Here is a 19332-nt window from a genome sequence, read left to right as displayed (position 1 = left end):
ATTCGAGGATTTGTGGCAAGCTAATAGTCCCATTGTTTTAGAGTCACTGTTTTAGGATCTAAAACAGGGCTCAGTAATTCAGACCACATTTATATATCACTTTATCCAAGTGATATTTTTATTTTTCGGATTAAAACGCATGAATAGCAAATCTCCTATTTTTACGGCTCAATCTGATGTCGCTCTCCGCATCCATGTAGATCGCGCAGTTCGTCATTATTTTGCACAATTGCAAGGTGAGCAACCATCTCAAGTGTATGACATGGTTTTAGCAGAAATGGAGAAACCTCTTTTATCTGTGGTCTTAGAATATACTCGTGGCAACCAAACACGTGCTGCTGAGATTCTAGGCCTTAACCGTGGAACTTTACGCAAAAAGTTAAAAGCTCACGGTTTAATGAGTGAATAATTGATAAAATGCTCACGTTCTCGTGGGCATTTTTTTTGTGCCTTTGTTTTAATCTGTAGACTTCAAACTGTTGACTAAAATCATGACTATCAAACGTGCTTTAATCTCTGTTTCAGACAAAACTGGAATCGTTGAATTTGCTCAAAATCTTGCAGCTCTCGGGGTAGAAATCTTATCTACTGGTGGTACATATAAGTTGCTTAAAGACAACAATATCGCTGTCGTAGAAGTTTCTGAACACACGGGTTTCCCTGAAATGATGGATGGTCGTGTCAAAACACTGCATCCAAAAATTCATGGTGGTATTTTGGCTCGTCGTGGTCTAGACGAAGCTGTGATGCAAGAACACGATATCGATCCAATTGATCTCGTTATCGTAAACCTCTATCCATTTGCAGCAACAGTAGCAAAACCAAACTGTTCACTTGCTGATGCGATTGAAAACATCGATATCGGTGGTCCAACGATGGTTCGTGCTGCTGCGAAGAACCATGCATCTGTTGGTATTATTGTCAATGCTGCTGACTACGATACCGTCGTTGCTGAATTAAAAGCAAATGGGACTTTATCTTACGAAACGCGTTTCGACTTAGCTGTAAAAGCATATGAACATACAGCGCAATATGATGGCATGATTGCATCTTATTTAGGCGCACGTGTAGGTAAAACTGAAGGTGAAGCGGATACATTCGCGCGCACATTCAACACCCAACTGAATAAAGCACAAGATTTACGTTATGGTGAAAATCCACACCAAAGCGCAGCTTTCTACGTCGAAGCAAATGCACAAGAAGCATCTGTTTCGACAGCGAAACAACTACAAGGTAAAGAACTGTCTTATAACAATATCGCTGATACTGATGCGGCACTTGAATGTGTGAAGTCATTTGTAAAACCTGCTTGTGTCATCGTCAAACATGCGAACCCATGTGGTGTTGCTGTTTCACTAGATGGCATCAAAGCGGCTTACGACCTCGCTTATGCAACTGATCCTGAATCAGCGTTTGGTGGCATCATTGCATTCAACCGCGAATTGGACGTTGCAACTGCACAAGCGATTGTTGATCGTCAATTCGTTGAAGTGATTATTGCTCCAAGCATCGCTGATGGCGTACTTGAAGTGACTGGCGCGAAAAAGAATGTCCGCGTCATGGTTTGTGGCGAACTCCCTGCGATTGATGCACGTGCGCCACAACTTGATTACAAACGTGTCAACGGCGGCCTACTGGTTCAAGACCAAGATTTAGGCATGATCAGTAAAGATGACCTAAAAGTTGTGACCAAACGTGCGCCTACTGAACAAGAGATTGATGATTTAATCTTTGCTTGGAAAGTGGCGAAATATGTGAAGTCAAACGCGATTGTTTATGCAAAAGATCGTCAAACTGTGGGTATCGGCGCAGGTCAAATGAGCCGCGTCAATTCTGCACGTATTGCAGCGATTAAAGCTGAACATGCTGGTTTAGTGGTTGAAGGTGCAGTAATGGCATCTGACGCATTCTTCCCATTCCGTGATGGTATTGATAATGCTGCTAAAGCAGGCATTAAATGTATTATCCAACCGGGTGGTTCAATGCGTGATGAAGAAACAATTGCAGCCGCTGATGAAGCTGGCATCGCAATGGTCTTTACAGGCATGCGTCACTTCCGCCATTAATAACACCCAAGTCCCTCTTTCTTGCGATGCCTTATAGTCGCATCTCAGGGGGACTTTTTTATTCTGAACAGGTATATTCTTAAATACGGAAAAAGGAAATAACTTAATAATGAATATTTTAGTTTTGGGTAGCGGTGGCCGTGAACATGCACTTGCATGGAAAATCGCACAAGATACAAAAGTAACTAAAGTTTTTGTTGCGCCGGGTAATGCAGGCACAGCAACAGAAGATAAATGTGAAAACGTTGAACTTGATATTTTAGACAATCCAGCTGTGATTGCTTTTGCAAAAGCAAATGATGTGGCATTGGTGATTGTTGGTCCAGAAGCACCATTGGTCAATGGTGTGGTCGATGCTGCGCGTGAAGCTGGTCTAAAAATTTGGGGACCAACACAATACGCAGCGCAGCTTGAAGGTTCAAAAGCATTTGCCAAGCATTTCTTAAAGCGTCATAACATTCCAACTGCTTTTTATGATGTATTCACCGAAGTGGATGCAGCTAAAGCCTATGTTGAAAAAAATGGTGCACCGATCGTCATTAAAGCGGATGGCTTAGCTGCGGGTAAAGGCGTGATCGTGGCAATGACCAACGAAGAAGCTTTTGCTGCCATTGATGACATGCTTGCAGGCAATAAGTTTGGTGATGCAGGTTCACGTGTCGTGGTTGAACAGTTCCTTGCGGGTGAAGAAGCGTCTTTCATTTGTATGATTGATGGCAACAACATTTTGCCAATGGCGACATCACAAGATCACAAACGTATCTTTGAAGCTGACCAAGGTCCAAATACAGGTGGTATGGGTGCTTACTCTCCTGCCCCAGTTGTGACTGCTGAAGTCTTTGAACGTGTCATGAATGAAGTGATGCGCCCGACAGTTGATGGTATGGCTGCGGATGGTCACGTTTATACAGGTTTCTTATACGCAGGTTTGATGATTGATGAGCAAGGTCAACCTCGTGTCATCGAATTCAACTGCCGCTTTGGTGATCCTGAAACACAACCAATTATGATGCGTTTAAAATCATCGCTGGTTGATCTCGTTGAAGCAGGTATTGAAGGTAACTTACCAAGCGAAGCAGAATGGGACGAGCGTAAATCGATCGGTATCGTTCTTGCTGCTGAGGGTTATCCAGAAACCGTCCGTAAAGGTGATGTGATTTCGGGTATCGGTCAATCTCCAGAAGATACTAAAATCTTCCATGCAGGCACAGCCATGACTGCTGATGGGCATATTGTCACTGCAGGTGGTCGTGTACTCTGCGTAACAGCACTGGGCGACACCGTACTTGAAGCACAAATCAATGCGCTAGAAGTTTGCGGTCAAGTGACGTTCACAGGTATGCAGTACCGTAGCGATATTGGTTACCGCGCGATTGCACGTGAAAAAGCTGAATAAATTGTCTCAATTCGAAAAACCTTCTTCGGAAGGTTTTTTATTGCTCAAATCAAAACAGTGCCCAGTTGTTTATTCAATTTCCATATAACGCATGCAAAAAAATATATATTCACTATTCAATTGAATTATCTAAACAAATATTTAAAAAATCTATAAAATTTTCATCTATTTATATTTACTTAGTACACAATTCCCTTAAATAATCAGTTATTTATACCCTTCAGTATTGTCTACTCCACTATAACCTGAACTAAAATATTGCTATGATTGGGAAAATTTTTAGCTGTACTTTTTATGGCCAGAGTTTATTCTTTTCTATTATTTTCAAATGATTAGAATATTAGACTGAGCTACACGAGTTACAGCTAAATCCAAATTTAATTTCAAGAGTAAGTGAATGATTCACTGTGCTATTTATCTATAGCAAACTGGAACATGAATGTTCACCTATTTTTCTCATGTTGTGAAATTTGTGTTGGCAAACGCTTCAAAAATTATTCACATGATTATTTGAATACAACGCCAATCAATAGCATCGCAATCTATTACAATCTTTAATACGGAAACCACGTGATTTTCCGACATTATTTTGATTAGGATTTATACATGAAAAAGCTAATTAGTCTTTTTTTAAGTGTATCGGTATTATTACTTGCAGCTTGCAGTAAACAACCAGATACCACAGCTACCGACCAAAACGGGGATGCTGCTGCATTACAAACTGTTGTCATCGCCTCTACAGGTTCAGATGCTGATATCTGGCGTCATATTGCAACTTTGCCTGAAACCAAAGCCGCTGGTCTGAAACTCGAAATTAAAAACTTCACTGATTACGTTGCGATGAATACTGCTGCGGCTAACAAAGAAGTTGATCTCAATGCATTCCAATCTTACGCTTACCTTGTTGCATTCAATGCTGCAAATAAAGATAAGATTGCACCTGTTTCAACCACATATTTAGAGCCTATGGGTATCTATTCAAACAAAGTTAAGAAAGTTGAAGAGTTTGCTGAAGGTGCAACCATTGCGATTCCAAACGACGGTGCCAATGAATCTCGCGCATTATTACTTTTACAAAGCGCAGGCTTAATCAAGTTAAAAGCTGACTTTGATCCAGTAAAAGGTACGCCAGCAGATATTATTGAGAATACTAAAAAGATTGTGATTAAACCGATCCAAATGGCGACTGCGGTACGCGTAAAAGATGAAGTTGATGCAATTTTGTTAGGCAATACGCTGGCGATGGAAGGTGGTTTGAACGTTCTTAAAGATGCAATCTTTTATGAACCTGTTGATCAAAGCACTAAGCTCAATGTGAATGTTTTAGCAACTGCTGAATCACGTAAAGATGATGCTGTGCTACAAAAAGTTGGTGCGCTTTATCATACTGAAGCTGTAAAAAAATATGTACAAGAACACTTTGATGGCACTAAGGTTGATGTAAACAAACCGACAAGCTATCTCACTGAAGCGAATTCGTAATATACTACGCTCCGACGCTCTACAAAACAGGCAAATGATTTTGCCTGTTTTCTTTTTAATTTAGTATTGACGATATGATCGAATTTAAAAATATTTCCAAACACTATCAGCTAAATGGTCAAACCATTAATGCGCTGGATCAAATCGATTTAGAGATCCCAGAAGGCAGTATCTTTGGCATTATTGGTTATAGTGGCGCAGGTAAAAGTACATTAATTCGTTTGATTAATTTGCTGGAACGCCCTTCTAAAGGGCAAGTGATTATTCATCAAAAAGATTTTACTGCGATGGATGCACGCACGCTTCGTAACGAACGTGCGAATATCGGCATGATTTTTCAGCACTTTAATTTATTACAGACTAAAACGGTGTCTGAAAATATTGAAATGCCGCTTAAATTGCTCGGTCATCGTAAAGCTGAACGAGAAAAGCGTTTAGCTGAACTGTTAGATTTCATTGATCTCAAACATAAAAAAGATGCCTACCCCGACGAACTTTCAGGTGGTCAAAAACAACGTGTGGGTATTGCTCGGGCCCTTGCTAATCATCCCAAAATTTTACTTTGTGATGAAGCAACCTCTGCTTTAGATCCGCAAACCACCAAATCTGTTTTAGCGTTGTTGAAGAAAATTAACCAAGAACAAAATATTACCATCGTGATGGTGACCCATGAGATGGATGTGATCGAATCAGTTTGCGATTACGTTGCTGTCATGGAAGCGGGTAAAGTAATTGAAACAGGTTCGACCTTAGAGATTTTCAGTCAACCACAGCATCCCACAACCAAAACCTTTATCCAAACTGTATTACAGCAACAACTGCCGATCAATATTCTCAATAATCTCGAACACAAGCACCATAACAGTATCTATAACCTACAATTCTTAGGTACATCAGCACAAGAAACCGTGATTCAGTCTGTGATTAAACAGTTTGATATTAGTTTAAATATTCTGTTTGCCAACATGACCGAGATTAACGGTACGGTGATTGGACAAATGTTTATACAACTGCTCGGTGACCCACGCATCATCCAAGAAGCAATCCAATTTCTAGAGCAACAAGGTGTCAAAGTTGAACCGTCTGGAGTAAGCCAATGAGAGACTTTATCGTACACTGGCTGACTGAAATCACTGCGCCTTTTTGGCAAAGTTCTTTGTCGATGGATCAATTTGTGACAGCCTTACAAGAAACCTTACAAATGGTATTCTTCTCACTGCTTTTTGGCTGTATTTGGGGCTTCATCCAAGGCATCACCTTAGTAGTGACACGTACAGGTGGTATCCTACAAAATCGAGCGATTTATTATTTCCTCAACCCAATCGTCAATGCGTTACGCTCAATTCCTTTCATTATCTTGCTAATCGCAGTTATTCCATTTACTAAATTCCTCGTTGGAACATCAATCGGAACGTGGGCAGCGATTGTTCCCCTCACCATTTATGTTGGTCCATATTTAGGTCGATTAATCGAAACCTCATTACTTGAAGTCAATGAAGGAATCATTGAATCTGCTCAAGCAATGGGCGCAACACCTTGGCAAATCGTTTTCAAATTTATTATTCCTGAAGCACGGAGTTCAGTTATTCTAAACTTAACCACGGGAACGATTAGCTTGATTGGTGCAACGGCAATGGCAGGTGCGGTCGGTGCAGGCGGAATTGGTGACTTGGCAATTTCTTATGGCTATCAACGTTTTGATAGTAGTGTTGTGATTCTGACCGTGATCGTGCTTTTATTGTTGGTTCAATTTGTGCAAACCTTTGGTGATTGGTTAGCAAAAATGCGTTAATCATTGAGTAACCAGCTTAAGGCTCTCAATATGAGGGCTTTTTTTACCTCAAGTATTTTTATGGAAAATAGATTTCAGTCGCAGCCTTAAATGTATTGACATGTAAAGGAACGAGATCAGCTAAGGGTTGATATCCGCCAGCCAAAACAAACAGCAATGGAATATTCATTTTCTTTGCCATTTCAAAGACCAAACGATCCCGTTCAAACAGTAATTCTGTCGTAAACCATTTTGAACCATAACGGTCATTTTGGTGACAATCCATACCCGCTTGATAAATAACTAAATCCGCGTCCCAGCGTGAAGCGTATTGAAATGCCTCTAAAACAGCCTCACGGTACAAATCAAAGTTGCCTTGCTTAGGATGAATATAACGAGTCAAACTGCGTTCACTCGCCTTACAACCGAAGCGAATACCAAAGATTCCAAAATTCACAAGGTTGGTCATTCGGTTCGCAAATACGGCTGTGCCATCGCCACCATGCTGATCGCAATCTAAAATAAAAATCCGTTTTTCAGGATGTTGTTTCGCAACCAAAGCCAAACCATTAAAGGTGCAGTAGGCAGCGCCCGACTCATAACTGGCGTGATGAAAACCTTGCGCAATATTTGCGGCAACCCCCTCTTTTAACGCAATTTTAGCGCCAAGCAGTTGCCCTGCTTGTATAGATAAAATTGCATCACGTAATTGTACTTTCCAAGGTTTAAAGCCTTGAATCGTCGCAAAACTAGATTGACCTGAAAGAAAAGCCTCCACATATTGAGGATTGTGTAATTTTTTAAGAATTTCAACATCAATCAAACCTGGATCAATCAACTCAACCATTTGATTGGTACGAAGCACATCCGCAACTGCGGTCAATTTTTCCATGCTATTGGTATGCGTTTGCGCATAATACCGTGGTGAATAACAAGCTTTTAGCATGGATGTCCTACAGAGATTTGACCTTGCGCGATTTCCATAAGCTGCCCCAGTTCAGTGATATCAGGTCTAAACAATCCGTTATCTACCTGTTGCTTAAAATGATAACCAAACGCACGGGCACGATTTTTAGGGGAAACAGCTAAAGTTGTTAATCTCAAAAACCAAAACCCATTGATCGCAGAAATCGGAATCACATGTCCTTTATAGTGTTTATTTTGATGCTTTTCTAATGGCTCAATTTCATAGTTTGCTGAAAAAAGGCTTCCTGCTGGTAAACGAACCCCATTCATCAATAATGAAACAAGGCTAATACAGGAGTGATTGTCCCCCATATTCATTTTTTCCATCATAATTGGTTGTTCATACTCATCAACAAAAATATTTATCTCGCCCTGTCTAAGCAACCGATGATGTGCGATTCGAAGAAAAAACTTTTCGGCCATTGGGCAAGAACCCACTTTGGGCTTTTCTGGCAAAGCATTACATTCAATCAAGCCGTTCTTGGCACTTTGAGGAAGAATAATATCAGCCAATAACTGACAAATCAGTACGCTTTCCTCCAGCTCGGCATATTGATGAATGCCTCTGAGCTTCGCTTGAAAATCGACTTGCTGCTGCAAGTTTTTCGCAAATAATTCCTGTGGACTCAAACGCACTAAGCATTGCTGGACATCTGAGTTTATATCTAGGTTCCGCCAACTCGTTAGTTCCAAACCATAGGAAGATGCTTGATTCAAAATACTTTTCAAAGCCTTAGTTTCATAATCTTCAAAAATACGAAAATCCTGAAAACCAAGCGCATCGCGAGGTTGCGAAACAAATTCTGCGATCACACGTGTTGCTTGGGTATATCCACAACCACGCCGTTCCGTTTGATGGCTAAAGTGCTCATTGAGCATTTCTGTAAGTTTGGCAGATAGAGGATATAAATATTTTCTAAAGATAACGACCACTTCATGATCGACCAAATCTGACATGATTCCCTCTCTGTCTTATTGTGATTTATTTCTGCTTTACGCTCGTTAAATTATATTTATTTACAATGACTTGTATTTTTCAATGCCATCTTAGCAAATGGCACATCCCCTTAGCCTAAATCAACACTCGACACTTAAACAGGATAAATCCTTTCATTTCAATTATATTGAATAGAGCTCTTTCATAATTATTCATACCCTCTTTGTATTTCTCTCACAGCAAGAAACAAAATCGATTTATGAAAACCGTCTAATATGCGATCTATTTAACACCATTAAATACAATATAAACCATTAACTTATATATCTTTTCTTTCATCTTCATGTAAAACACCCAGCTTGTCAATGATAAAAATCCACCCTGATTTAAGCTGTCAAAATTTGCCCAAAAAAGTCATATTTAGGCGATGTTCATCATCAGCAGTTTTGCACTGTTACGCATTTACACTTACACTAGGGGCTCTAAAAAGCATTTATCGACAGCTTCAAATAACCACATGACGAAAGGTTTAGGAATCGGCTATGCATTATAAAATTCATGTCATTGACGTAAAAAATGCCTTAAAAAACTATATCTGGTTATTGGAAGATACTCGCTCAAATGAAGTTATTGCGATCGACCCTACTGAAGCCAGTCTGGTCAGTGATTTCTGCGAACAACACCAATTACAACTCAAGCAAATTTGGCTTACTCATTGGCATCCAGACCATACCAATGGTGTAGCAGAGTTATCCGCAAACAATAATCTTCCCATATACGGTCCGCGTGACGAATTGAGTAAGATTGCTTTCATCTCAAATCCACTGCAACACAATGACCATTTCCATTTCAATGATTTAAAGATTGAAATCATTGCGACACCGGGACATACATTAGGTCATATCGTTTATTTTATTGAAGAAATTGATAGTCTATTCTGCGGTGATACCCTGTTTGCAATGGGTTGTGGACGTTTGTTCGAAGGTACAGCAGAACAAATGTATCATTCTTTAAATCGTCTAGCAGCGCTGCCAATCCAAACCAAAGTCTATTGTACCCATGAATATACGCTCGCAAATGCTGAGTTTGCGCTCACCATTGAACCGAACAATGTTGCCCTTCAAGAGCGTATAAAACAGGTCAAAGCATTAAGAGAATCTGATCAAATCACGCTACCTAGTAGCATTGGGTTGGAACTAGAAACCAATCCTTTCTTACGCACCGAGAGTGCCGAGGATTTTGCTCGAATCCGTAGCCTGAAAGATCAGTTTTAATCGATTCGATCAAATAAAAATAATTTCATTTTCCACATAGAACCAAACTTGAAAATGAAATTATTTTTTACATTTTTAATTAAATTATTTTTAAGCTTGAAAACACTTACTCAAATACACAAATATAATTTTAATAATTAAATACAATTACTTAAGCATAAACCCAATGAAATACTTAAAAATTACTCTATTTTTACATTATTTACATGTAGCAAAATAAATCTATGCAATCCCCCTTTAAAAAAATTTAAGCAACCCTTATTAATGAATACAGGTTCACAAGGAGTTCGGCTATGAAAAACAGAGTTGTTAAAGCAAAAAATTTATTGGCTTTTCGTATTTGGTTGGAAAAGTTAGGATATTCAGTTAAAAATCTGACAGATAATCGGGGTTTCACGTTTAGTTTTAAAAAAGAATATGGTTTAGTGACTTGTGATTTATCTGGAAATTCTTTAGCAATGCAGCTCGGTGAAGAATTCGAAGATCACTTGAAAGCGTAATGGTCAGTTTTAAAGTTTAGGGTTTCAAATGGATAAGAAACCCTAAAGCATCTATATAAATTTTTTAATCATATATTTGCCCCTATTTATTCCCTCATTTTCTCACCATCTCACACAAAATTTCATTGGAACTCAACCGATTTCCAAGTATGATAATGCCCTAGTCGAGGGATGCTGCGACAATTGATTGGCACTAAAAATCAATTTGCTAGGCTCGGCGTAAGAAGCAATGCTTCCAAGACAACGGCATCCGCGAACAAAACGATCCATACTATTTTTTCTAGGAGATCCTGATGAACGCGGTGAATGCTTCATTTACAGATTATAAAGTTGCCGATATTTCACTTGCTGACTACGGCCGTAAAGAAATCAAACTTGCTGAAGCTGAAATGCCAGCCTTGATTGGTTTGCGTAAGCGTTATGCTGCGGCTAAACCGCTTGCAGGCGCAAAAATCTTGGGTTGTATTCATATGACAATCCAAACTGCCGTTTTAATCGAAACTTTAATCGAGTTAGGCGCTGAAGTTCGTTGGACTTCATGTAACATTTTCTCTACTCAAGATCACGCTGCTGCTGCAATTGCTGCGCGCGGTATTCCTGTGTTCGCTTGGAAAGGTGAAACTGAAGAAGAATATGTTTGGTGTTTAGAGCAACAAATCAATGTCAATGGTCAGCCTTGGGCTGCCAACATGATCTTGGACGATGGCGGTGACTTAACTGCACTTGTTCATGAAAAATATCCTGCACTTTTAGAGGGTATTCACGGGATTACCGAAGAAACAACCACAGGTGTTCAACGTCTTTTAGAAATGTGGAAAGATGGTTCACTTAAAGTTCCAGCGATTAACGTGAATGACTCGATCACCAAGTCTAAAAACGATAATAAGTATGGCTGCCGTCATTCATTAAATGATGCAATCAAACGTGGTACCGACATGTTACTTTCTGGTCGTCGTGCCCTTGTGATTGGCTACGGTGACGTTGGTAAAGGTTCAGCGCAATCTTTACGTCAGGAAGGCATGATCGTTCGCGTTACTGAAGTTGATCCAATCTGTGCGATGCAAGCATGTATGGATGGTTACGAAATTGTTTCTCCATACAAAAATGGCGTACAAACAGGCAAAAAAGAAGACATTAACCACGATTTGCTCGCAAACACTGATCTCGTAGTGACCACAACGGGTAACTACCATGTGTGTGATTCTGCAATGCTTGATAGCTTAAAAGCAGGTGCAGTGGTTTGTAACATCGGTCACTTTGATACAGAAATCGACACCGCATATTTACGTGGTTATAAGTGGGTTGAAGTAAAACCACAAGTACACCAAGTATATCGTTCAGAAGATGAAAGTAACTATTTGATCCTTCTTTCTGAAGGTCGTTTGGTTAACCTCGGTAATGCAACTGGTCACCCATCACGCGTCATGGATGGTTCATTTGCAAACCAAGTATTAGGTCAAATGCATTTGTTCGCTGAAAAATTTGCAGATTTACCTGCTGATCAAAAGCAAGCTGCAATCCGTGTAGAAGTACTTCCGAAGAAATTAGATGAAGAAGTTGCTGCTGCCATGGTCCTTGGTTTTGGTGGTGTATTAACACAATTGACTCAAGTGCAAGCCGATTACTTAGGCGTTCCTGTTGAAGGTCCGTTCAAAGCTGACGCTTATAAATACTAAGTTTTAATACCTTCCTTCTCCCTAGCCCTCTCCCTTAGGGAGAAGGGATATTCATTACCCTGATGAGTATCAATGAGTCCTCTCCGTTCAGGACATGAGGAACGAAGTTCCGCAAGGGAGAAGTGAAAAGAAATAAAAAAAAGGATTTGAAATGACCAAACGTGTTCCTATTTCTTTTGAGTTTTTCCCACCAAAAACTGATGTAGGTGCGGAGAAACTACGTACTGTTCACCAAGAATTACAGCGATTGAATCCTGAGTTTTTCTCAATTACCTATGGTGCTGGTGGTTCTACACGCGAACGAACTTTAGCTGCAATTCATGATTTCAATGGCAGCGGCACACCTGTTGCGCCTCACCTATCTTGTATTGGTGATGATAAAGCACGTATTGCCGAGCTATTGGACTTATACAAGTCTCAAGGTATTGATCGCATCGTGGCATTACGCGGAGATTTACCTTCTGGTCAGGTTGGCCTAGGTGAGCTTCCATACGCACAGGACCTCGTGCGCTTTATCCGTGAATATTCTGGCGATCACTTTCATATCGAAGTTGCTGCTTATCCTGAAATGCATCCCCAAGCCGAAAGCTTTGACGTCGATATTCAACGTTTCGTTGAAAAAGTACACGCTGGTGCAAATGCAGGGATTACACAGTTCTTCTTTAATCCTGACGCTTATTTTTATTTCATGGAACGTTTGGATAAAGCGGGTGTGAATATCCCTGTTGCTCCGGGTATTATGCCGATTACCAATGCGAGTAACTTGATCCGCTTTGCTGATGGTACGGGCGCAGAAATTCCACGTTGGATTCGTAAGCAGCTTGCAGCTTATGGGGATGACAGTAAAAGTATCAAAGCATTCGGCCATGAAGTTATTGTGAAACTCTGCGAACGTTTAATCGCTGGTGGTGCACCATCACTTCACTTCTATTCAATGAATCAAACAGAGCCAACTCAACAACTGGTTGTTGATCTTGGTTTAAACTAATTTGTACGAGCCTGATCCAAGCATGAATCGTTTTTATATCGAAGCCGAACTAAATACTGGCAATACCATTGAATTAACGGAATCGGTATTTCATCACTGGGTACGGGTGCTTCGTGCAAAAGAACAAGAACAAGCCATCTTTTTCAATAGAAAAGGTGGTGAATACGTTGTAACACTGACTGAAATCAACAAGAAAAATGCATTTGTATCGATTGATCAATTTGATCCAGTCGATCGTACGCCGCCTTTTCAAATTGTTTTAGGCCAAGTCATGAGCAAAGGCGATCGCATGGATTATGCAATTCAAAAAGCGACTGAACTAGGTGTTACAACGATTCAACTTTTGACCAGCGAACGCTGCGAAATGCGACTCAAGTATGATCGCGATCAAAAGAAACTAGAGCATTGGCAATCTGTCGCCATCGCCGCATGTGAACAATGTGGCATGAATCGAGTTCCAGAGGTGTTAGCACCTATCGCATTAATCGATTGGGTCAAGTCAGCCCAACTCCCGCCATCTCGCTTTGTTTTAGCACCAAACAAAACTCAAGAAAATGTATTATTAGATGCTTCACCCGATTTAGCATTATTAATCGGTCCTGAAGGTGGTCTCAGTGAAACTGAAATCGAAACTGCAAATCAAAACTATTTTAAAAACTGGTGCATTGGAGATCGTGTCTTAAGAACAGAAACTGCTCCAGTTGTGGCTTTGTCTATCTTGAACTATCACTTTTCAATCAAATGATACATGTGGATTGCTTTCCATTGGGTTTAGCGTTAATTTAAATGCACTCAACTCTGCTTACAAAAATAAAAGCTGTAGGCATGAAAAATGAAAAGGATTATTCGTTGTATGTCTGGGGTTCAAAAGCAAGATTCACCGCCACCTATTTATACGGATTTGATCAATTGTTTTAGCCATATCCGTACTTTTGTGCTCAGTGTACTCTGTATTTGTCTTTTAGATTATGTGTTGTTTGGTCTTTTCTACTCTTTTAGTCCCAACATTTTCACTGTTTGGATCTGCATTACCCTAATTGTTTTTCTGCTTTTCTTTTTTCTATGTCGATTCTCTTTACAACACACCTCATCCCCACTTTTTTTAAAAAGAACCAACCATTTATTTCAAATAATATGTTTTTTTACAGGTTTATTGCTCGGCGCTAACTCTATCATTATTAATTATTATCTCATCAATGATGTACCCAACCTAACAAACTCACATATTTCAATCTTAACCGCCTTGCTCCTCACGACATCACATATCATTGCACTAACATTTTTAACCCAGCATATTCGATATTTTTTACTATTTTTTATTCCCAGTATTGTTCCACTGATTATTTCACAAATTCTATTTGGTGATCATCACCAGACGCTGTTCTATCTCGCATATTACTCAACTTTCTTTGCAACATTACTATGCGCACAAGCAACTTATAAAATCCATAAACGTCTTTCAGGCGTACTAGAAAAAAACAAACAACTGATGGATGTTTCTGAACGACACAATCAATGGACTGAAGAACTCTGCCAGCAGCTACAGCGAGAAATCAATAAATCCAAAGATATAGAAGCACAATTACAATTTAATAATCATTTATTAGAACAAAAAGTTCGTGATCGTACTTTTGATCTCACCCAAATGAATGAAAGCTTAGAAGAACACCGACAAAACCTTGCCTTTGCACATGAAACTGCGGGTATCCATCCTTGGGAATGGAATCTAGAAAATCAGACCATAGGAATAACCAACACACATAGTAAACCTGTTAAGCGCGACTCAGATAACCACTATGCGCTGTTGCACAAAATCACCCATCCTGATGATGTTGAACGTGTAAAAAACACCTTATACGGTCATTTATATGGACACATAGCACGATATGAAGAGACTTTTCGTATTAAGCGTCCAAATGGCGAATGGTCGTGGATACATGATGTTGGGCAAGTGATTCAAAGGGATCCTGTAAATCGAAAACCTTTACGTATGGTTGGTGTCTATCGAGATATCAATCAGGAACGTAAAGATCAAGAACGCTTGAAGCTTTCTGCCAGTGTTTTTGAACAAGCGTCTGAAGGTATATTTATTTTGGACGAACAGTTCAACTATGTTGAAGTTAATCCCAAATACGAACAAATGACAGGATTAGATAAGCAAGCTATTTTAAATAAACATTTGTTTGACATTACCAAGCAAAATAAACCGCATCATCAAAACTTCCAACTTTCGATACTCGACACATTAAGCGAAGAATATGAGTATGAAGGAGAGTTTCAAGAGACGTATCATTCAGGAAAGTCATGTTTCCTATGGATTCATATCAATGCCGTCAAAAATGAACAAGACCAAGTCATCAATTATATCGGCATTGTTTCGGATCAAACCGAACGTAAACATCAAGAGCAACGTTTATCTTATTTAACCAACTACGATACGCTAACAGACCTGCCGAATCGTTTTTATTATCAACAGCAGCTTCATCAGTATTTAATCAGTGACGCATCTATTCAGCACCTTGCTGTGATTCGTTTGAACATAGATCGTTTCCGCACCTTGAATGAATTGATTAGCAATCAAGCGGGCAATGAACTGTTAAAACAAGTTGCTCAACGCTTACGTGTTAGCAATATCGATGCCCTTTTAGTTGCACATTTGAGTGCAGATGATTTTGCCATTATTTATGAGATGTCACCATTACATCCGCCTATTCATCAACTGTGCAATAATATTGTTGAAAACTTTTGCCAACCTTTCTATATCTCTGACCAAGAGTATTTGGTCAGTATTTCTGTGGGTGTTGCAATGTTTCCAGAGCATGGGCGTCAAGTTGATAATTTAAATACCCATGCAGAACAGGCCCTCAACGAAGCAAAACGCTTGGGTGGGAACACCATTCGCTATTATTCAAATGAAAGAGCGAGTCTAACCGCCAAATATTCAGATTTAGAACTCGACTTAAGAAAAGCAATTCAAAACAACGAACTCGTCGTTTATTATCAGCCAAAGATTATCGCCCAAAATGATCAAATTGATGGCTTCGAAGCCCTCATCCGTTGGGAGCACCCAACCAAAGGGCTGATCATGCCTGACATATTCATTCCTTTAGCAGAAAGTACCAGCCTTATTTCTGATATTGGGCAATTTGTCCTGCATGAGGCAGCTAAGCAATTGCATATATGGCAGCAACTCGGCTTCGCAGATGTTCATATTGCAGTCAATATCGTGGTACAACAAATCTTACGTGGGCAACTACTTCATGATATTGATACTATCCTAGCTCAGTATTCAATTTCAGGGCAGAATCTTGAGTTAGAAATTACCGAGTCTGCTTTTCTAGAAAATACAGAAAGTGTAAAAGTCGTTTTACAAGCCCTCAAACAACGCCATATTTCAATAGCGCTTGATGATTTTGGCACAGGCTACTCTTCCCTTGCTTATTTAACCGAATACCCAATAGACACTCTGAAAATTGACCGTGCTTTTATCTCAAAAATCGGCGATGCAAAACAAGACGCGATAGTTAATGCCATGATTGCAATGGGTAAAACGATTGGCCTAAAAGTTGTGGCTGAAGGCGTTGAGACTGAGCAGCAAAGCGAATACCTGAAACGCCAAAACTGTGACATATTGCAGGGTTACTTATTTGCTAGACCATTAACAGCGATACATGCGACTGAATATTTACAACAGCATACCTAACTGTCAACCGCAAAAACTTCCATTTAAGGGTGGATTTTAAGCATTTTGGCAGTTTATTTTAAGCTCGTTATGAATTGTCAATAAGCATGTTCGTTCAGTGAAAATAAGCTTTTTTGACTGGGCGAAAGCATGAACTAGTGCTATATTCTTGTGCACTTATCTTAATATAGTAATTAGCCCCCTATATGGCTGATTATTATCGGAACAATCGAGACTCAGATGGACGATCAATCTTTAAAACAGGCCGCTTTGTATTACCATGAATTTCCTACTCCGGGAAAAATCAGTGTGACACCTAGCAAGCAGCTCGTTAACCAACGAGATCTAGCGCTTGCATATTCTCCTGGTGTTGCAGCTCCGTGTTTGGAAATCGAACGAGACCCTTCTACTGCTGCCAAATATACAGCACGTGGTAATCTGGTCGCCGTCGTGAGTAATGGTACAGCTGTACTGGGTTTAGGGAACATTGGTCCTTTAGCATCAAAACCTGTAATGGAAGGTAAAGGCGTACTTTTCAAAAAGTTCGCTGGTGTCGATGTATTTGATATCGAAATCGCAGAAAATGATCCAGACAAAATCGTCGATATCGTTGCAGCATTAGAGCCAACATTTGGTGGTATCAACTTAGAAGACATCAAAGCACCTGAATGCTTCTATATTGAGAAGAAGCTTCGTGAACGCATGAAGATTCCTGTGTTCCATGATGATCAACACGGTACTAGTATTATCGTAGGCTCTGCATTATTAAATGCTTTGCAAATTGTAAATAAGAAAATTGATGAAATCAAAATTGTAGCGTCTGGTGCAGGTGCTGCGGCATTGTCTTGCTTAGATTTACTTTGTGCTCTTGGTGTGAATAAAGCCAACATCACTGTTGCCGATTCTCGTGGTCTTCTCACCACTTCACGCGAAGGACTGGATGAATCGAAAAAGCGTTACGTACAAGACATCGCAGCAACACAATTGCATGAAGTCATTGCTGGTGCGGATATGTTCTTGGGTCTTTCGGCAGCAGGTATTTTAACCAAAGAAATGGTTAAAGAAATGGCTGAAAATCCGATTATCTTTGCACTAGCCAACCCTGATCCAGAAATCTTGCCTGAACATGCACATGAAGTACGTCCAGATGTCATTATGGCGACAGGTCGTTCGGACTATCCAAACCAAGTCAATAATGCCCTTTGCTTCCCATATATCTTCCGTGGCGCACTTGATGTCGGCGCAACCACCATTAATGAAGAAATGAAAATTGCATGTGTACATGCGATTGCACGTATGGCGCACGTAGAAGCTGATGCTGCTACTTATGGTGAAAAATCAGTATCATTTGGTCGTGATTACTTGATCCCTGGCCCACTTGATCAGCGCTTGATTTTAGAAATCGCACCTGCGGTTGCTAAAGCAGCAATGGATTCTGGTGTTGCAACACGTCCAATTGAGGATTTCTCTGCATATCGCCAAAGACTTTCTGAGTTCGTGTATAACTCTGCGTTCTTAATGAAACCAATTTTTGCTCAAGCGAAAACCGACCCTAAACGTATTGCATACGCTGAAGGTGAAGATGAGCGCGTATTACGTGCAGTACAAATCGCAGTTGATGAAGGTTTGGCTAAACCAATTTTAGTCGGTCGTACCACTGTAATTGAAGCAAATATCAAAAAATTAGGTCTACGTTTACAACATGGTGTAAACATCGAGATCGTTGATCAAGAAAAAAATCCTCAATATGAGGAATTTTGGAAAGATTACTATAAAACCATGCAGCGCAAAGGCGTGACGGTAGAGTATGCACAGCGTGAAACACGCCGTCGCTCGACCCTCATTGCTGCTTTATTGGTTAAATTTGGTCAAGCCGATGGTATGCTCTGTGGTACTTATGCAAGCTACGATATCCATTTAGATTTCGTTAAAAATGTCATTGGTTTAAAAGAAGGTCGCAGCACTTTCTTTACCCTAAATGCATTAATGCTTGAAGATCGTAACCTATTTATTGCTGACACTTATGTGAATACCAACCCAACGGCTGAACAGCTTGCTGAAATGACCATTTTAGCCGCGGAAGAAGTCCGTCGCTTTGGTATCACACCACGTGTTGCACTGCTTTCCCATTCAAGTTTTGGTAGTGATCAACTTGATTCTAGCGCTCAAAAAATGCGTGAAGTCTATCGCTTACTTACAGAGCAAGCGCCTGAACTAGAAGTTGAAGGTGAAATGCATGGAGACGCAGCACTTGACGAAAACATCCGTCACTTTGCTTTTCCAAATTCACGCTATAAAGGTTCAGCTAACTTATTGATCATGCCAAACCTAGACTCAGCAAATATTTCTTTTAACTTGTTGAAAGCAACATCTGGGAACAATGTGACGATTGGACCAATTTTATTGGGTGCAGCCAAACCAGTTCATATCCTCACCCCAACAGCAACAACCCGCCGTCTAATCAACATGACTGCATTGACTGTTGCTGAAATTCAACAAAGCGAAAACTAACTGCTATAAGCAAAGCTTTTCCTGAAAAGCTTTGCTTAGTGCTTGAGAAAACCTCTATTCTGTAGCATGATTGTGTGAAGAAT

General features: G+C 40.0%; 15 protein-coding genes. 13 read left to right on the top strand and 2 right to left on the bottom strand.

Annotated features, from left to right (window positions below):
* Positions 1-139: 139 nt before the first annotated feature.
* The 6 genes from fis (at position 140) to EAH57_RS08240 (ending at position 6736) form a co-directional block, all read left to right on the top strand.
* Complete coding sequence (gene fis, locus EAH57_RS08265) at positions 140-409, top strand: DNA-binding transcriptional regulator Fis (RefSeq protein WP_001086304.1); 270 nt, start codon at positions 140-142, stop codon at positions 407-409.
* An 82-nt stretch (positions 410-491) separates the two neighbouring features.
* Positions 492-2066, top strand: coding sequence for a bifunctional phosphoribosylaminoimidazolecarboxamide formyltransferase/IMP cyclohydrolase (gene purH / locus EAH57_RS08260; RefSeq protein ID WP_004670585.1), 1575 nt, complete (start codon positions 492-494; stop codon positions 2064-2066).
* 109 nt (positions 2067-2175) lie between these two features.
* Positions 2176-3462: a phosphoribosylamine--glycine ligase gene (purD, locus tag EAH57_RS08255; protein WP_121929638.1), complete on the top strand. Its 1287-nt coding sequence runs from the start codon at positions 2176-2178 to the stop codon at positions 3460-3462.
* Positions 3463-4068: 606 nt separating this feature from the next.
* On the top strand, positions 4069-4944 hold the full coding sequence (locus tag EAH57_RS08250; protein WP_121929637.1) for a MetQ/NlpA family ABC transporter substrate-binding protein: 876 nt from the start codon (positions 4069-4071) through the stop codon (positions 4942-4944).
* 74 nt (positions 4945-5018) lie between these two features.
* A complete protein-coding gene (locus EAH57_RS08245; protein ID WP_004670582.1) occupies positions 5019-6044 on the top strand; it encodes a methionine ABC transporter ATP-binding protein in 1026 nt (341 codons plus the stop codon).
* Positions 6041-6736: a methionine ABC transporter permease gene (locus EAH57_RS08240; protein WP_005197600.1), complete on the top strand. Its 696-nt coding sequence runs from the start codon at positions 6041-6043 to the stop codon at positions 6734-6736. The genes EAH57_RS08245 and EAH57_RS08240 overlap by 4 nt, the downstream gene beginning before the upstream one ends.
* A 58-nt stretch (positions 6737-6794) precedes the next feature.
* On the opposite strand, the gene EAH57_RS08235 is transcribed toward EAH57_RS08240, so the two are convergent.
* Both EAH57_RS08235 and EAH57_RS08230 read right to left on the bottom strand, forming a co-directional pair.
* Entirely contained in the window at positions 6795-7661 is an 867-nt protein-coding gene (locus EAH57_RS08235; protein WP_121929636.1) for a histone deacetylase, read from the bottom strand.
* Entirely contained in the window at positions 7655-8638 is a 984-nt protein-coding gene (locus EAH57_RS08230; protein WP_121929635.1) for a hypothetical protein, read from the bottom strand. The genes EAH57_RS08235 and EAH57_RS08230 overlap by 7 nt, the downstream gene beginning before the upstream one ends.
* A gap of 522 nt (positions 8639-9160) precedes the next feature.
* Here EAH57_RS08230 and gloB point away from each other — a divergent pair.
* The 7 genes from gloB (at position 9161) to EAH57_RS08195 (ending at position 19249) form a co-directional block, all read left to right on the top strand.
* The gene (gene gloB / locus EAH57_RS08225) at positions 9161-9892 is read left to right on the top strand and encodes a hydroxyacylglutathione hydrolase (RefSeq protein WP_121929634.1); all 732 of its coding nucleotides are present in this window, start codon (positions 9161-9163) and stop codon (positions 9890-9892) included.
* A 293-nt stretch (positions 9893-10185) separates the two neighbouring features.
* Positions 10186-10392: a hypothetical protein gene (locus EAH57_RS08220; RefSeq protein WP_004670577.1), complete on the top strand. Its 207-nt coding sequence runs from the start codon at positions 10186-10188 to the stop codon at positions 10390-10392.
* A 293-nt stretch (positions 10393-10685) separates the two neighbouring features.
* A complete protein-coding gene (gene ahcY, locus EAH57_RS08215) occupies positions 10686-12068 on the top strand; it encodes an adenosylhomocysteinase (RefSeq protein ID WP_121929633.1) in 1383 nt (460 codons plus the stop codon).
* Between the two features lie 151 nt (positions 12069-12219).
* A complete protein-coding gene (gene metF / locus EAH57_RS08210; RefSeq protein WP_121929632.1) occupies positions 12220-13056 on the top strand; it encodes a methylenetetrahydrofolate reductase [NAD(P)H] in 837 nt (278 codons plus the stop codon).
* A 22-nt stretch (positions 13057-13078) separates the two neighbouring features.
* Positions 13079-13801 (top strand): 16S rRNA (uracil(1498)-N(3))-methyltransferase, encoded by a 723-nt coding sequence (locus EAH57_RS08205; protein WP_121929631.1) that lies wholly within the window; start codon positions 13079-13081, stop codon positions 13799-13801.
* Between the two features lie 108 nt (positions 13802-13909).
* The gene (locus EAH57_RS08200; RefSeq protein WP_121929630.1) at positions 13910-16759 is read left to right on the top strand and encodes an EAL domain-containing protein; all 2850 of its coding nucleotides are present in this window, start codon (positions 13910-13912) and stop codon (positions 16757-16759) included.
* A gap of 219 nt (positions 16760-16978) precedes the next feature.
* Positions 16979-19249 (top strand): NADP-dependent malic enzyme, encoded by a 2271-nt coding sequence (locus EAH57_RS08195; protein WP_005197614.1) that lies wholly within the window; start codon positions 16979-16981, stop codon positions 19247-19249.
* Positions 19250-19332: the final 83 nt, after the last annotated feature.

Source organism: Acinetobacter sp. 2JN-4 (genome assembly GCF_003687745.1).
Lineage (GTDB): Bacteria > Pseudomonadota > Gammaproteobacteria > Pseudomonadales > Moraxellaceae > Acinetobacter > Acinetobacter halotolerans.
This window is presented reverse-complemented; position numbering and strand designations above follow the sequence as displayed.

Coding starts and splice junctions, on each gene's coding strand:
- fis (WP_001086304.1), top strand. CDS start 140: ATGAATAGCAAATCTCCTATTTTTACGGCTCAATCTGATGTCGCTCTC.
- purH (WP_004670585.1), top strand. CDS start 492: ATGACTATCAAACGTGCTTTAATCTCTGTTTCAGACAAAACTGGAATC.
- purD (WP_121929638.1), top strand. CDS start 2,176: ATGAATATTTTAGTTTTGGGTAGCGGTGGCCGTGAACATGCACTTGCA.
- EAH57_RS08250 (WP_121929637.1), top strand. CDS start 4,069: ATGAAAAAGCTAATTAGTCTTTTTTTAAGTGTATCGGTATTATTACTT.
- EAH57_RS08245 (WP_004670582.1), top strand. CDS start 5,019: ATGATCGAATTTAAAAATATTTCCAAACACTATCAGCTAAATGGTCAA.
- EAH57_RS08240 (WP_005197600.1), top strand. CDS start 6,041: ATGAGAGACTTTATCGTACACTGGCTGACTGAAATCACTGCGCCTTTT.
- EAH57_RS08235 (WP_121929636.1), bottom strand. CDS start 7,661: ATGCTAAAAGCTTGTTATTCACCACGGTATTATGCGCAAACGCATACC.
- EAH57_RS08230 (WP_121929635.1), bottom strand. CDS start 8,638: ATGTCAGATTTGGTCGATCATGAAGTGGTCGTTATCTTTAGAAAATAT.
- gloB (WP_121929634.1), top strand. CDS start 9,161: ATGCATTATAAAATTCATGTCATTGACGTAAAAAATGCCTTAAAAAAC.
- EAH57_RS08220 (WP_004670577.1), top strand. CDS start 10,186: ATGAAAAACAGAGTTGTTAAAGCAAAAAATTTATTGGCTTTTCGTATT.
- ahcY (WP_121929633.1), top strand. CDS start 10,686: ATGAACGCGGTGAATGCTTCATTTACAGATTATAAAGTTGCCGATATT.
- metF (WP_121929632.1), top strand. CDS start 12,220: ATGACCAAACGTGTTCCTATTTCTTTTGAGTTTTTCCCACCAAAAACT.
- EAH57_RS08205 (WP_121929631.1), top strand. CDS start 13,079: ATGAATCGTTTTTATATCGAAGCCGAACTAAATACTGGCAATACCATT.
- EAH57_RS08200 (WP_121929630.1), top strand. CDS start 13,910: ATGTCTGGGGTTCAAAAGCAAGATTCACCGCCACCTATTTATACGGAT.
- EAH57_RS08195 (WP_005197614.1), top strand. CDS start 16,979: ATGGACGATCAATCTTTAAAACAGGCCGCTTTGTATTACCATGAATTT.